We start from the raw sequence: 14,277 nt of genomic DNA, 5'->3' as shown, positions 1-14,277 counted from the left end.
CCTCGACTGGTCGATGCCGGCCGCTCTGCGGCGGCGGGCATCGACCATCTTATCACAGAGGCTTGTGCCGCACTGAGCTCATCAATGCTCTTCGTATTGCGTGAAGCTTGGTTCGGCCAGATCTGCAAACCGCGTGAATTCCGCCTGGAAGGCGAGCTTGACGGTGCCGGTTGGTCCGTGGCGCTGCTTGGCGATGATGACGTCGGCCGTCCCCTTCACCTTGTCCATCAGCTGTTCCCATTCCGGGTATTTCGGATCGGCCGTATCGCGCGGCTCCGAGTTCTTCACGTAATACTCTTCGCGGAACACGAACAGCACCACGTCGGCGTCCTGCTCGATCGAGCCCGATTCGCGAAGGTCGGAAAGCTGCGGACGCTTGTCCTCGCGACTTTCCACCTGGCGGGAAAGCTGGGAGAGCGCGATGATGGGTACGTTGAGCTCCTTGCCGAGCGCCTTAAGGCCCGTGGTGATCTGGGTGATTTCCTGCACGCGGTTCTCGCCGGATTTGCCTGACCCCGTCATCAGCTGGATATAGTCGACCACGAGGCAGTCGAGGCCACGTTGGCGCTTGAGGCGGCGAGCGCGGGCAGAGAGCTGGGCGATCGAGATACCACCGGTCTGGTCGATGAACAGCGGCACTTTCTGCATCATCTGTGAGCAGGCGACGAGCTTTTCGAAATCGGCCTCGGTAATGTCGCCGCGGCGGATTTTCGACGAGGACACTTCGGTCTGTTCGGAGATGATACGGGTCGCCAGCTGTTCGGACGACATTTCGAGCGAATAGAAACCGACGACACCGCCGTTCTTGGCTTTCATCGATCCGTCCGGCTGGACCTCAGGCTCGTAGGAGGCTGCGATATTGTAGGCGATGTTGGTGGCAAGCGAGGTCTTGCCCATGCCCGGACGACCGGCAAGCACGATCAAGTCGGACCGCTGCAACCCGCCCATCTTGCCGTCGAGCGACATGATGCCGGTGGAAATACCGGACAGATGGCCGTCGCGCTCGAAGGCCTGGCCGGCCATGTCGATCGCCAGCGCCACCGCGTCGTTGAACGACTGGAAGCCACCGTCGTAGCGGCCGTTTTCGGCAAGCTCGAACAGGCGACGCTCGGTATCTTCGATCTGGCTCTGCGGCGGCATGTCGAGCGGCGCGTCATAGGCGATGTTGACGACGTCCTCGCCGATGGTGATTAGCGCCCGGCGCAGCGCCAGATCGTAGATCGCCCGGCCGTAGTCCTCGGCATTGATGATTGACACGGCTTCGGCAGCGAGACGGGCGAGATACTGCGCCACCGTCATGTCGCCGACCTTCTCGTCCGCGGGCACGAAATTCTTGATGGTGACCGGGTTGGCGGTCTTGCCCATGCGGATGATGTCGCCCGCCACTTCGAAGATCTTGCGGTGCAGCGGCTCGTAGAGATGGGTCGGCTTTAGGAAGTCGGAGACGCGGTAATAGGCGTCGTTGTTGACGAGGATCGCACCCAGCAGCGCCTGCTCGGCTTCGATGTTGTTGGGAGCCTCACGGTAGTGCGGCGCTGCATCCTTGTTGCTCAGCGATGGGATGTTGCGCGCGACTTCGTTCATGATCTCTGTCCGTCCTGTCCGTCGAAGCTGCCGGTTCTACTGGTAAATGCGCCGTGCTGAAACCGGCCTTTTGCCCCAGCGGCTTTTCCACAGCTATCCACAGCGCCATTTTGCCGGTGCCAGAAAGAACGCAGTGAAACGATGAATCCGGTTGACTGTGTTTCGCTGCGACTCAGTCATTGGTCGCATCAGTATAGCCCAAGAAGACAAAAAAACGCCCGGGCTGATGACCCGGGCGTTTCTCGAATTGGTTAGACGATGACGGCTTATTCGTCGTCTTCAGCGTTGCCGTCTGCGTCCGGATCGAAGAAGTCTTCCGGACGAAGCGCGTCTTCGTCGACGCCGTAGATGGCGTCAGCCGAGGTAAGGCTTTCGCCCTTGGCCTGGCGCTCGGCTTCTTCAGCGGAACGGGCAACGTTAACGGCGATTTCGGTTTCTACTTCCGAATGCAGGTGCAGAACGACCTTGTGCAGGCCGATTGCCTTGATCGGGGTGTTGAGATCGACCTGGTTGCGGCCGACGTTGAAGCCTTCGGCAGCGAGTGCCTCGAGGATGTCACGGGCAGCGACCGAACCGTAGAGCTGGCCGGTTTCGCCAGCCGAGCGGACGATCACGAAGGTCTTGCCGTCAAGCGCGTCGGCAACGGTCTGGGCTTCGCCCTTGCGCTCCAGGTTACGGGCTTCAAGCGTTGCACGCTCGGCTTCGAAGCGCTTCTTGTTGGCTTCGTTGGCGCGCAGCGCCTTGCCCTGTGGCAGAAGGAAGTTACGGGCAAAGCCGTCCTTGACCTTTACCGTTTCGCCCATCTGGCCAAGCTTGGCCACGCGTTCAAGCAGAATGACTTGCATGTTGTGGTTCCTTTCAAGTTTCAATTCGTAGGTGGTTCGTCTCTGCCGTCTGCGGATTTTGCAGGCGTCAGGGCAATGGTGCGGCGTGTGTCGGAAAGACCCAGCACGACAATGGCGATCGCCGGCAGGATAAGCATCGACGACAGGTAGCAGAGGACGAGAACCGGCGGGCGCCAGTCCTTGTCGCGGGTGCGGAAATGCAGCGAGGCATAGCCCGCCATGAGGAAGCCGGCGCCGAACGTGCCGCAGACGACTGCGCCGATCATCGCCGGAGCGCCGCCGAAGAAGGTCATCACCGTGCCGGCGAGGAAGATGAAGATGGCATTGCGGTTCATCCGCAGCGCTGACGGCATGTCCTCGCGCGGGCGAACTGCGCGGCCGGATCGCGACACGACGCGTACCGCGATATAGAAGGCGGCAAACAGCAGCGTTACCCAGATGCCGCCCTGGAACATCGGCAGCATCAGCACCAGCAGCGACTTGGTCTGGGAAAGGCTCGCGACATCGGGGGCGATGGTGGGCTCCTGCGCCTGAAGCGCTGTCGTCATCGCATCGACCATCTGGTCGATCAGTTCCGGGCCATAGCCGATCGCAAAGCCGAGCGCGATGACGGCAATCGTGACGAGGCCGCAGAGATGCAGCAGAATGTCGGAAATCGGGTACCAGGCCATCAGATTGTCCGGGCCGCCGAGTTCGGAGGCGGGACGGGCAAGATTGGCAAGATGTGACAACCATCCGGCTGGGATCAGCGTGAACACCGCCATGGCAAGCGCAAACATCGGCGACACGAGAAGTGCACCAAGCACTCCGGCGGTCACGACGCCGACGATCGCAGCGCGATTGCCCCAGCCGAGGCCGGCGATCAGGATCGGAAGAGCGGAAGCTGCATAGAGAATGGAGGCAAACGACGACTGTGCGCTCGCACCCATGACAAGCACGGTGGCGATAACACCGGCAAGGATACCGGTCGGCAGCACTGTCTGGAACTTGTTCGTCACTTTGTCTCGCTGTCCTGCCACATCAAGCAGTTAGGGGATAGGCCGGGACGGATGTCGCAATGGCCTTGATCCCCAACATGGGTTTTGGTTTTGCCGATCCGCGCCCAACGCGGAAGGGAAGATGGACCCGCCGGCGCTAAAGCCGGCAGGTCCGATATCAGATTACGACAGAACGTAAGGCAGCAGGCCGAGGAAGCGGGCGCGCTTGATGGCCTGGGCCAGTTCGCGCTGCTTCTTCTGGGAAACGGCCGTGATACGCGAAGGTACGATCTTGCCGCGCTCGGAAATGTAGCGCTGCAGAAGACGAACGTCCTTGTAGTCGATCCGCGGTGCATTCGCGCCCGAGAACGGGCAGGTCTTGCGACGGCGGTGGAACGGACGGCGTGCCGCGGAGGAGGATGAGTCAGCCATTGGTGTTTTCTCCTTCGAACCGATTAAGCGTCACGTGGCGGGCGCGGTGCGCGCTCGAAACCACCTTCACGCGGGGGACGATCACCGAAATCGCGGCGCGGGCCACGATCGCCGAAGTCGCGGCGAGGACCACGGTCGTCACCATCACGGCGCGGACGGTCGTCACGATCGCGCTTCTGCATCATTGCAGACGCACCTTCTTCGTGCTTCTCGACGGCAAGCGTCATGTAGCGAAGAACGTCTTCGTTGATGCGCATCTGGCGTTCCATCTCGTGCACGGCAGCTGCCGGTGCGTCGATGTCCATAAGGGCGTAGTGCGCCTTGCGGTTCTTCTTGATGCGGTATGTGAGGGACTTGAGGCCCCAGTTTTCTACGCGCCCGACCTTGCCGCCATTTGCTTCGAGGACACCCTTGTACTGTTCTACGAGGGCATCAACCTGCTGTGCGGACATATCCTGTCGAGCAAGGAATACGTGTTCATAAAGAGCCATGTAAGCTTTGCCTTTCTTGCGGTTGTTTTGTCACCCGGGTTCGGCGGCTAAGCCTCAACGACTGCTCTTGGAATGGGGCAAGCCCAGGCAAGAAAAGCTGTTGTATCGAGACGGTCGAGAGCGGAGACACGGGAGGCCGGAACGCTTTTCGTTCCTACGGCCGCTCACGCGACCTACCCTCCGTTCAGCCACCAGCCAGAAGACCGGGTGTTTCGAACAAGGCGGCTTATACGGATTTTTGACGATAAGGCAAGGGGGAGGGGGTCGACGCTCGCAAAAATAGTTAAATGGACTTCATAGCACCTTGGGTTGTAATTTGGGTTCGGGTCAATTCGACCCTTTGCCAAGAGGAGCAGGAGGCATGGCTAAGCTCGATACTATTTTGAATACTACCATCACCTGGAAAAATTGGACGTCGGATGCGGATCTTCTTTCGCTTTTGTCGGACCTGCAGGCCAATATCCTGAAGGGGCACGGCAGAGATCATACCAAGAATGTCTTTCTCAGTTTCGCTGGCATGAAGTCTGATGCGGTCGCCGGCCTGCTGCGGGATCTTTCGTTCGTGACGACATCCGCGCTGACGCAACTGCGCGAGGCAGAAGCATTCAAGGCAACGAAACTCGGCGGCGGAACGGTCGTCAGCGTCTTCCTCAGCGCAAAAGGGTATGCAGCCCTTAGTTTGCCGGATGCCAACATTCCCGCCGATGCCTCATTCAGGGCCGGGATGCGGAACCGCGGACGGCTCAATCCGATGCCGCTTCCGTTTGCCGGTCCTCCAATCAATGATCCGGAAAAGGAGCACTGGGAAAAGGGTGAGGCTTGGGACAGCGCCAAGGACGACCCCGACGCCATGGTTCTGATTGCAGACGAACAGGCCTCACTTGTGGGCAATTCCTACAGCGCGTTGCAGAAGGTTTTCGCAAAGCACGGCGCAACGGTTCTGGGTTCGGACATCGGCCTGGCGCAGAGGCGCAAGCAGGCGGGCGGCGATGTTCGAGGCGAAGGCATCGAGCATTTCGGCTATGTCGATGGCATCAGCCAGCCATTGTTTCTGACCGAAGACTTCCTCGACAACAATGGAATGCCCAAACCTCGTGGCAAATGGGACGAGGAGTTCAAGGCCTCCCAGTTTGTCGTATCGGATCCGGGCAATCCCACGACATTTTCATGCGGCAGCTATTTCGTCTACCGCAAGCTCGAGCAGAACGTGAAGCTGTCCAAGCAGAGGGAACGTCTGCTTGCGCAGTCGGTGGATCCACAGAACCCCGATGAGGACCGCGCGGGTGCGATGGTTGTCGGTCGCTTCGAGGACGGAACACCGGCACTGCAGAGCGGTCCAGTGGCGGGCGCGCCAACCAATGACTTCGACTACACACTCGACCCGGTCGGGCTGAAATGTCCCGTTCGAGCGCATGTCAGGAAGACCAATCCGCGCACGCCGGGCGACGAATTCGAGCGCTCGCATATCATGGCGCGCCGAGGCATAACCTATGGCGATCGGGCACCCGATTTTTCAGATGAGCCAGACAAGGGAGTCGGTCTTATTTTCATGGCTTACATGGCCGACGTCAATCAGCAGTTCGAGTTCACCCAGAGTGCCTGGGCGAACAATACGTCGTTTCCATTCCAGCCGGCGGTTCCGGCGAAGAAAGGTGTCGATTTCATCATCAGCCAGGTCGCAAACAGTGGCGATCCGTCCGAAAAGGAATGGATCGATGGCCATAGTCAGCCACAAAAGGTCGGCGTGATGGATTTCGTGCAGACGGTGACCTTGATGGGCGGCGAGTACTTCTTCGCTCCATCGATCAGCTTCCTTCAGTCGGCACCATCCTTGATCGCAAACCCGCCGGCTGAGTTGTCGTAAAATAGCCGAGCGATTGAGCGGCGACAGAGATATATCCGGCGGCCGGGACTTATCGTTCCGGCCACCTTTATGCTGACCTACCGCGCCGCCCGGCTTTTCCAGTATCGCACCACTGCAATCACGGCGAGCAGAACGGCGAGCGGAAATCCAGCCTCCGCCACGAAGGTCCGGTCCGCCCTGACCTGGTCGCGCATGGCGATCCAGGCGATCGAGCTGACGATGCAGTTCTCGTTCGTGTCGGATATCTCGGTAATCGGCAGCTGACCACATTGCGCGGCTGCGACCAGATAGGCCTCGTGGAACGGGCTTCCGGGCCTTGGAATGTCGATCATGGCTTGTCCTCCGCCGGAAGAAATAGCGCAAGTTTGCGGATGACGACAGCGTGTTTCAGCCGGTCATCCGCAATCCGTCGCGACCTCAGATCGGCATCGGATAGTCGCGATAGACCGCGGCGATCTCTCTCAGAACCTCATCCGACAGCGTCACGTCGGTAGCGGCGATGTTGGTTTTCAACTGGTCCATCGTCGTAGCCCCGATGATGACGGAGGCCATGAAGGGGCGCGTCAGGCAGAAGGCGAGCGCCATCTGAGACGGGTCGAGGCCGTGCTTCTTGGCGATGTCGAGATAGGCCTTGACCGCCGGCTCCTGCCGCGGCTGAAGACGACCGCCGAGATCCTGGTTGATCGCGCCGCGCGAGCCTTCAGGTCGTGCGCCGCCCTGATACTTGCCGGAAAGCAGACCGGCTGCGAGCGGCGAGTAGGCGAGCAGGCCGACATCCTCGTGATGGGACATTTCTGCAAGATCCAGATCGAACTGGCGATAGAGAAGATTGTATTCGTTCTGCAGCGTCGCGACGCGGGGCAGTCCCTTCTCCTCAGCCACATCGAGATAGCGCATCGTGCCCCAGGTGCTTTCGTTGGAAAGCCCGATCGCGCGGATCTTGCCCTCCTTCACCAGTTCGCCGAGCGTTTCGAGTTTTTCCAGAAAACTCGTGCGTGCCTGTTCGCGATCCTGTTTCGACGCATCGAACTTCCAGGAATTGCGGAAGTGGAACGTGCCGCGGTTCGGCCAGTGGATCTGGTAGAGGTCGAGGTAATCCGTCTTGAGGCGCAAGAGGCTGGCATCGAGTGCTTCCCGAATCGTCTCGCGGGTAATCGGGCGGCCGTCGCGAATGTAGGAGCGACCGCTGCCGGCGATCTTGGAGGCGAGGATCAGGTCCTGTCTCTTGCCGCTCTTTTGCAGCCAGGTGCCGATGATCGTTTCCGTGTCACCGTAGGTTTCGGCACCCGGAGGCGTCGTCGGGTAGAGTTCGGCCGTATCAAAGAAGTTGATGCCGTTGTCGAAAGCATAGTCCATCTGTTCATGGGCTTCGGCCTCGGAATTCTGCGTTCCCCAGGTCATCGTGCCCAGGCAGATCTCCGAAACGGAGAGGTCGGTGTGGCCCAGTTTATTGTATTTCATGAAGATCGATCCCGTCTGAAAAAGTGGCCGGACTTTAGATCGGATTTGACGCAGTGCAAGAGCAGATCGGTGCCGGTTTCGCGCGTCGGTAGCGTAAAATTTATCAAGAGTTTGCTGGACGGGAGAGAATTTTTTCCAACTTGTTCCCGATACGGCAATTTTGCGGCCGGATTTGCGTCTGGCGCAGAACAAATTTTTGGAGGGCATTTTGAATGGTCGATAACGCGACGCAGCATGAGACGACACAATACGACGACAAGGGGTTTCCTGACGCCGGCGAACCGCCGAAGACGGGTCGATGGAAACTGATCGGTCCCGGTATCGTGGTTGCCGTTACCGGCGTCGGCGCAGGCGATCTGATCGCCACGCTGATTGCCGGCTCGCGTTTCGGCTATGCGCTTCTCTGGGCAGCGGTCATTGGCTGTATCGTCAAGATTGCGCTTGCCGAGGGATCGGCCCGCTATCACCTCGCTACCGGTTCGACCATGCTCGACGGCTGGCGGTCGCTCGGCAAATGGACGAGCTGGTACTTTGGCATCTACATCATGATCTGGGGCTTCGTGTACGGCGCTACCGCCATGAGCGCGACGGCACTGCCGCTGGCGGCTCTCTTCCCGTTCCTGCCGCTCTGGGCCTGGGCCATGATCTCAGGCCTCGTCTGCGCGGCCTTCGTTGCCTTCAACAACTACGAAGTCTTCGAGACCGTGATGAAGGTCTTCATCGCCATCATGTTCACCATCGTCGTCGGTATCGCGATTCTTGTTGTGCCTGATGTCGGCAATGCGCTGACCGGTCTGATCCCGACCATCCCCGAGGGCTCGGCCATCTACACGCTCGGCCTGATCGGTGGCGTCGGCGGTACCATCACAATGGCCTCCTACGGCTACTGGGTGAATGCCAAGGGATGGCGCACCCCGTCCTGGATGGGCGTCATGCGCCTCGACAACCGCGTCGCCTACATCATGACCGGCATTTTCGTCATTGCCATGCTGATCGTCGGCGCCGAGCTTCTCTACACGGCGCAGATCGCGCTCTCGACCGGTGACCGCGGCCTGCTCGATCTCGACGCGGTTCTGCAGGAACGGTTTGGCCCGTTTGTCGCAAAGGCCTTCCTGGTCGGTTTCTTTGCCACCACGATATCCTCCATCCTTGGCGTCTGGCATGGCGTGTCGCTGCTGTTTGCCGATTTCGTCCGCACCGTGCGCGGCGGAACCAGCGGTTCGCGTCAGGGACTGGAAAAGACGCCGGCCTTCAAGTTCTACCTGTTCTGGCTGACGATCCCGCCGATGTCGCTGTTGTGGTTCGGCCGCCCGTTCACGCTCGTCATCATCTATGGCGCGCTCGGAGCCTTCTTCATGCCGTTCCTGGCGGTCACGTTGATCTGGCTGCTGAACTCTGCCCGCGTCCCGAAGGAATGGCGCAATGGCTGGCTGTCGAACGGCCTGCTCGGCGCTGCAGCGCTGCTGTTCGTCGTTCTTTGCGTCAACGAAGTGATCAGCCTGATTTCGGGCTGATAACAGGGGGTAAGCACCGGCCAAAAGCGGGGTAAATGCCCGAAACCCTTGACTTGCAAGGCGGGAATGTGAATGGAAAGGGCAAAAATAGGGAAAGGAAACGACCTTATGAGTAGTCCGGCGAGCAGTATCGCATTCACATTCCCGGGTCAGGGAAGCCAGGCCGTCGGCATGGGCAAGGAACTGGCCGACGCCTTTCCCGAAGCCCGTGCCGTGTTCGATGAAGTCGACGAGGCGCTCGGCCAGAAACTGTCCGAAACAATGTGGAACGGGCCGGAAGAAACGTTGACGCTGACCGCCAACGCGCAGCCGGCCCTCATGGCCGTTTCCATCGCGACTATGCGCGTTCTCGAAGCTCGCGGACTCGTTCTCGCCGACAAGGTCGGTTTCGTCGCCGGCCATTCGCTCGGCGAATATTCGGCTCTTTGTGCGGCCGGCACGTTCTCTCTCGCAGACACAGCACGGCTGTTGCGCATTCGCGGTGACGCGATGCAGTCCGCCGTTCCGGTCGGCCAGGGCGCGATGGCTGCGATCATCGGTCTCGATCATGCCGATGTCGAAGCGATCTGTGTGGAGGCGAAGTCGGAAGGCGTGTGTCAGATCGCCAACGACAATGGCGGCGGCCAGCTGGTGATTTCCGGCTCGAAGGCTGCTGTCGAGAAAGCAGCGGCTCTGGCGACCGAAAAAGGCGCCAAGCGCGCGATCATGCTGCCGGTCTCTGCACCCTTCCACAGCGACCTGATGGCGCCGGCGGCCGACGCCATGCGCCATGCGCTGGACACCGTCCAGAAAAACGATCCGGTCGTGCCTGTCATCGCCAATGTGCGCGCAACGCCGGTCACCGACGCGAACGAAATCGCGACGTTGCTGGTGGCGCAGGTGACCGGACAGGTGCGCTGGCGCGAAACCGTCGAGTGGTTCGGCGCCAATGGCGTGACGACGCTCTACGAAATTGGTTCCGGCAAGGTGCTGACGGGTCTTGCCCGCCGCATCGACAAGAATATCTCTGGCATAGCCCTCAACACCCCGGCTGATATCGACGCGGCGCTGGCTGCCATCCTCGGCTGAAGAGAAGGAATTCAACATGTTTGACCTGACCGGCCGCAAGGCCCTCGTCACCGGTGCCACCGGTGGCCTCGGCGAAGAAATCGCCCGCATGCTGCATGCGCAGGGTGCAACCGTCGGCCTGCACGGCACCCGCGTCGAGAAGCTGGAAGCACTCGCTGCCGAACTCGGCGATCGCGTCCACATCTTTCCGGCCAATCTCTCCGACCGCGCCGCGGTCAAGGCGCTCGGTGAAAAGGCGGAAGCGGAACTCGGCGGCGTTGACATTCTCGTCAACAATGCGGGCATCACCAAGGACGGCCTGTTCGTGCGCATGAGCGACGAGGACTGGGACGCAGTCCTTGAAGTCAACCTGACCTCCGTGTTCCGCCTGACCCGCGAGCTGACCCATCCGATGATGCGCCGTCGCTTCGGCCGCATTATCAACATCACCTCGATCGTCGGCGTCACCGGCAATCCGGGCCAGGCCAACTATTGCGCCTCCAAGGCCGGCATGATCGGCTTCTCGAAGTCGCTGGCGCAGGAAATCGCCACGCGCAACGTGACGGTTAACTGCGTCGCGCCAGGCTTTATCGAGAGCGCCATGACCGGCAAGCTGAACGACAAGCAGAAAGACGCCATCATGGGGGCCATTCCGATGAAGCGGATGGGCGCCGGATCCGACATTGCCGCCGCTGTTCTTTACCTCGCTTCGAATGAAGCGGGATATGTGACTGGACAGACCTTGCATATCAATGGCGGTATGGCGATGATCTGATCCGGGGCACGGGCGCAGCAAATCCGAGTAAAATCGGCTGTTGGCGGCTGTGCGGCGGAACAGATTCTGGCTTTGCGTAGCACGGAAACCGTGTTAAGCGGGCCTTGACTACACGAAGTCACCCCGAAATTCAGGGCGTCATAATGCGTGAGCATGTGACTGGAACCTGAAGAGGGGCGAAGGGGTTTGCCCGCATCGGCACCATGAAGTGCCGGCGGCAGGTATTAACAGGATACGGATGCCATTCAGGCATTCGAGAAGACAAAAGGTCGAGGAAACCGACATGAGCGATATCGCAGAACGCGTTAAGAAAATTGTTGTTGATCATCTCGGCGTCGACGCCGAAAAGGTTGTCGAAGGCGCTAGCTTCATCGACGACCTCGGCGCGGACTCGCTCGATACGGTCGAACTGGTCATGGCGTTCGAAGAAGAATTCGGCGTGGAAATTCCGGACGATGCAGCTGACTCGATCCTGACGGTCGGCGACGCTGTAAAGTTCATCGAAAAGGCTCAGGCCTGATCGAACCATATTCGGGACGCGCGCCTCGTTGCGAGGCCGCGATCTCTCATGACGGCCCGCTTGTTCGGGCCGTTTCAGCAACTAACTGACAATACTACTACAGGGTGGGGCACTGGCGATGAGGCGTGTCGTTATCACCGGTACCGGCATGGTATCTCCTCTGGGATGCGGAACGGAAGTCAGCTGGCAACGTCTGCTGGCCGGCGACAACGCCGCCCGGGTCGTGACCGAATTTGAAGTCGAAGATCTTCCGGCCAAAATCGCCTGCCGCATTCCGGTCGGCGACGGTTCCAACGGCACATTCAATGCCGACAACTGGATGGAGCCGAAAGAACAGCGCAAGATCGATCCATTTATTCTTTATGGTGTTGCCGCCGCCGACATGGCGCTGGCCGACGCCGGCTGGCACCCGCAGACCGACCAGGACCAGATCGAGACCGGTGTCCTGATCGGCTCCGGCATCGGTGGTCTCGAGGGTATCGTCGAGGCTGGCTACACTTTGCGAGACAAAGGCCCACGCCGCATCTCGCCGTTCTTCATTCCCGGCCGCCTGATCAACCTTGTCTCCGGACAGGTCTCGATCAAGCACAAGCTGCGCGGCCCGAACCATTCGGTCGTCACCGCCTGTTCCACCGGTGCGCACGCGATTGGCGATGCCGCCCGGCTGATCATGCTGGGCGACGCGGAGGTCATGGTGGCCGGTGGTGCCGAATCACCCATCTGCCGGATCGCGCTGGCCGGCTTTGCTGCCTGCAAGGCGCTGTCGACCCTTCGCAACGACGACCCGCAAAGCGCCTCGCGCCCCTACGACCGCGACCGTGACGGTTTCGTGATGGGCGAGGGCGCCGGAATCGTCGTGCTGGAAGAGCTCGAACACGCCAAGGCGCGCGGTGCCAAGATTTACGCCGAAGTCGTCGGTTACGGCATGTCCGGCGATGCCTTCCACATCACGGCTCCTTCCGAAGACGGCGATGGTGCTTTCCGTTGCATGACGTCGGCCCTGAAGCGCGCTGGTCTTGGCGCATCCGACATCGACTACATCAACGCGCATGGCACATCGACCATGGCCGACACGATCGAACTCGGTGCTGTCGAACGCCTGGTTGGCGATGCGGCCTCCAAGGTCTCCATGTCGTCGACCAAGTCGGCAATCGGTCACCTTCTCGGTGCAGCCGGCGCTGTCGAAGCCATCTTCTCCGCACTGGCGATCCGTGACAATATCGCGCCGCCGACGCTGAACCTCGACAACCCTGATGTCGACACTGTGATCGATCTTGTTCCGCATACCGCGCGCAAGCGCGAAATCAACGTGGCTCTGTCGAACTCCTTTGGTTTCGGCGGTACCAACGCGTCTCTGGTGCTCAAGCGCTACGAAGCCTGACGCGCATTCGGCCTTCGCTTCTCGGCTGGACTTCGACAGTCCGGCCGATATCATTTTCCGAACCTGCTTTTTGCCGTATTGCTTGGCCAAACAGCCGGTTGAAAGTCCAGAGTCGAGGGGAAACGGTTGAGCGACATGAATTCATCGAATGATCAGCCGGGTTATGGCAGTGGAAACGGCCATGGCGGCAATGGCAACGGTACGACCCGTGGTCCGATCATTCCGAAATCGCCGAACGAGGCCCTGAAGCCCGAACGGGTGCCGGAACCGCCGCGTCGCTCCAAGAAGGCGCGCAGCCAGCTGGTGATCTTCCTGAACTTCGTTATGACGATGGTCGTGCTCGTCTGCATCGTGGTGATCGGCGGCCTGTATTACATGATCCGAACGTTTCAGGATCCGGGCCCGCTGGAGACGAACGCCCACTTCATGGTCCGTCCCGGCAACGGCCTGGCGGAGATTGCCAACAATCTCGAGCGCAACGGCGTCGTGTCCGACGCGCGCGTGTTCCGCTACGTGACCGCGACCTATCTGCGCGGCGGCGAGACGCTGAAGGCCGGCGAATACGACATCAAGGCGAAGGCTTCGATGAAGGACGTGATGGAGACGCTGATCTCCGGCAAGTCCATCCTCTATTCCGTCGTCTTCCCGGAAGGCCTGACCGTGCGCCAGATGATGCTGCGTCTGAACGAGGATGCGGTTTTGGAAGGCGACATGCCGGCTGAGCTTCCCGCCGAAGGCAGCCTGCGGCCCGATACCTACAAGTTCTCGCGCGGCACCAAGAGGTCGGAAATCCTCTCGCAGATGCATGCCGCTCAGCAGAAGACGATCGACCAGATCTGGGAAAAGCGCGACCCCGACCTGCCGGTCAAGACCAAGGCAGAGTTCGTGGTGCTCGCCTCGATCGTCGAGAAGGAAACCGGCAAGGACGACGAGCGCGCCCATGTCGCCTCGGTCTTCATCAACCGGCTGAACAAGGGCATGCGACTGCAGTCTGACCCGACCATTGTCTACGGCATCTTCGGCGGTGAGGGCAAACCGTCCGATCGGCCGATCTACAAGTCCGATCTGACCAAGCAGACGCCCTACAATACCTATCAGATCAAGGGCCTGCCGCCGACGCCGATCTCCAACCCCGGCCGCGCCGCACTCGAGGCTGTTGCCAATCCGTGGCGCACCAACGATCTCTATTTCGTGGCAGACGGCACAGGCGGGCACGTGTTTGCAGCCACGCTGGAAGAGCACAATGCCAACGTACGTCGCTGGCGTCGGATCGAGGCCGAACGGTCAACCGGCAATGCGGCAGCCCGCGGTGAAGAAGTGGTCGATGGCCAGCCGGATGGCGACGACGCCGAAACGCCACCGAAAAGCAACTGACGCCTTGCCTCT

Annotated in this window: 14 protein-coding genes; 7 read left to right on the top strand and 7 right to left on the bottom strand. The window is 60.3% G+C overall.

The window, feature by feature from the left end:
• Nucleotides 1-81 precede the first annotated feature (81 nt).
• The 5 genes from ASG19_RS01085 to rpsF all read right to left on the bottom strand — a co-directional run bounded on the left by ASG19_RS01085 (nt 82) and on the right by rpsF (nt 4,329).
• The gene (locus tag ASG19_RS01085) at nt 82-1,584 is read right to left on the bottom strand and encodes a replicative DNA helicase (RefSeq protein ID WP_062453348.1); all 1,503 of its coding nucleotides are present in this window, start codon (nt 1,582-1,584) and stop codon (nt 82-84) included.
• Between the two features lie 266 nt (nt 1,585-1,850).
• Nucleotides 1,851-2,429, bottom strand: coding sequence for a 50S ribosomal protein L9 (rplI, locus tag ASG19_RS01080; RefSeq protein ID WP_062453347.1), 579 nt, complete (start codon nt 2,427-2,429; stop codon nt 1,851-1,853).
• Nucleotides 2,430-2,449: 20 nt separating this feature from the next.
• A complete protein-coding gene (locus ASG19_RS01075; RefSeq protein ID WP_062453346.1) occupies nt 2,450-3,427 on the bottom strand; it encodes a DUF2232 domain-containing protein in 978 nt (325 codons plus the stop codon).
• Nucleotides 3,428-3,589: 162 nt separating this feature from the next.
• Nucleotides 3,590-3,838, bottom strand: a complete 249-nt coding sequence (rpsR, locus tag ASG19_RS01070; RefSeq protein ID WP_062453345.1) for a 30S ribosomal protein S18 — start codon at nt 3,836-3,838, stop codon at nt 3,590-3,592.
• Between the two features lie 23 nt (nt 3,839-3,861).
• Nucleotides 3,862-4,329 (bottom strand): 30S ribosomal protein S6, encoded by a 468-nt coding sequence (gene rpsF / locus ASG19_RS01065; protein ID WP_062453344.1) that lies wholly within the window; start codon nt 4,327-4,329, stop codon nt 3,862-3,864.
• Nucleotides 4,330-4,690: 361 nt separating this feature from the next.
• On the opposite strand from rpsF, the gene ASG19_RS01060 reads away from it, so the two are divergent.
• Nucleotides 4,691-6,193 carry a Dyp-type peroxidase domain-containing protein gene (locus ASG19_RS01060; RefSeq protein ID WP_062453343.1) on the top strand — a complete coding sequence of 501 codons (1,503 nt, stop codon included), beginning with the start codon at nt 4,691-4,693 and terminating at the stop codon, nt 6,191-6,193.
• 77 nt (nt 6,194-6,270) lie between these two features.
• On the opposite strand, the gene ASG19_RS01055 is transcribed toward ASG19_RS01060, so the two are convergent.
• Both ASG19_RS01055 and ASG19_RS01050 read right to left on the bottom strand, forming a co-directional pair.
• Nucleotides 6,271-6,525 (bottom strand): hypothetical protein, encoded by a 255-nt coding sequence (locus tag ASG19_RS01055; RefSeq protein WP_062453342.1) that lies wholly within the window; start codon nt 6,523-6,525, stop codon nt 6,271-6,273.
• 85 nt (nt 6,526-6,610) lie between these two features.
• The gene (locus ASG19_RS01050; RefSeq protein WP_062453341.1) at nt 6,611-7,654 is read right to left on the bottom strand and encodes an aldo/keto reductase; all 1,044 of its coding nucleotides are present in this window, start codon (nt 7,652-7,654) and stop codon (nt 6,611-6,613) included.
• A gap of 212 nt (nt 7,655-7,866) precedes the next feature.
• Here ASG19_RS01050 and ASG19_RS01045 point away from each other — a divergent pair, with 212 nt between their 5' ends.
• The 6 genes from ASG19_RS01045 to mltG all read left to right on the top strand — a co-directional run bounded on the left by ASG19_RS01045 (nt 7,867) and on the right by mltG (nt 14,265).
• Nucleotides 7,867-9,168, top strand: a complete 1,302-nt coding sequence (locus ASG19_RS01045) for an Nramp family divalent metal transporter (RefSeq protein ID WP_062453340.1) — start codon at nt 7,867-7,869, stop codon at nt 9,166-9,168.
• Nucleotides 9,169-9,276: 108 nt separating this feature from the next.
• Nucleotides 9,277-10,236, top strand: a complete 960-nt coding sequence (gene fabD / locus ASG19_RS01040) for an ACP S-malonyltransferase (protein ID WP_062453339.1) — start codon at nt 9,277-9,279, stop codon at nt 10,234-10,236.
• Between the two features lie 16 nt (nt 10,237-10,252).
• A complete protein-coding gene (gene fabG, locus ASG19_RS01035) occupies nt 10,253-10,990 on the top strand; it encodes a 3-oxoacyl-[acyl-carrier-protein] reductase (RefSeq protein ID WP_062453338.1) in 738 nt (245 codons plus the stop codon).
• 283 nt (nt 10,991-11,273) lie between these two features.
• Nucleotides 11,274-11,510, top strand: a complete 237-nt coding sequence (locus ASG19_RS01030; RefSeq protein WP_006727438.1) for an acyl carrier protein — start codon at nt 11,274-11,276, stop codon at nt 11,508-11,510.
• Between the two features lie 118 nt (nt 11,511-11,628).
• Nucleotides 11,629-12,891, top strand: a complete 1,263-nt coding sequence (gene fabF / locus ASG19_RS01025; RefSeq protein WP_062453337.1) for a beta-ketoacyl-ACP synthase II — start codon at nt 11,629-11,631, stop codon at nt 12,889-12,891.
• Nucleotides 12,892-13,026: 135 nt separating this feature from the next.
• On the top strand, nt 13,027-14,265 hold the full coding sequence (gene mltG / locus ASG19_RS01020) for an endolytic transglycosylase MltG (RefSeq protein ID WP_082476140.1): 1,239 nt from the start codon (nt 13,027-13,029) through the stop codon (nt 14,263-14,265).
• The last annotated feature ends 12 nt before the right edge of the window (nt 14,266-14,277 follow it).

This window comes from Rhizobium sp. Leaf306, from assembly GCF_001423425.1.
Classification (GTDB): Bacteria; Pseudomonadota; Alphaproteobacteria; order Rhizobiales; family Rhizobiaceae; genus Neorhizobium; species Neorhizobium soli.
Note: the sequence above shows the minus strand (reverse complement) of the source record. Positions and strands in the feature narration are given on the sequence as shown.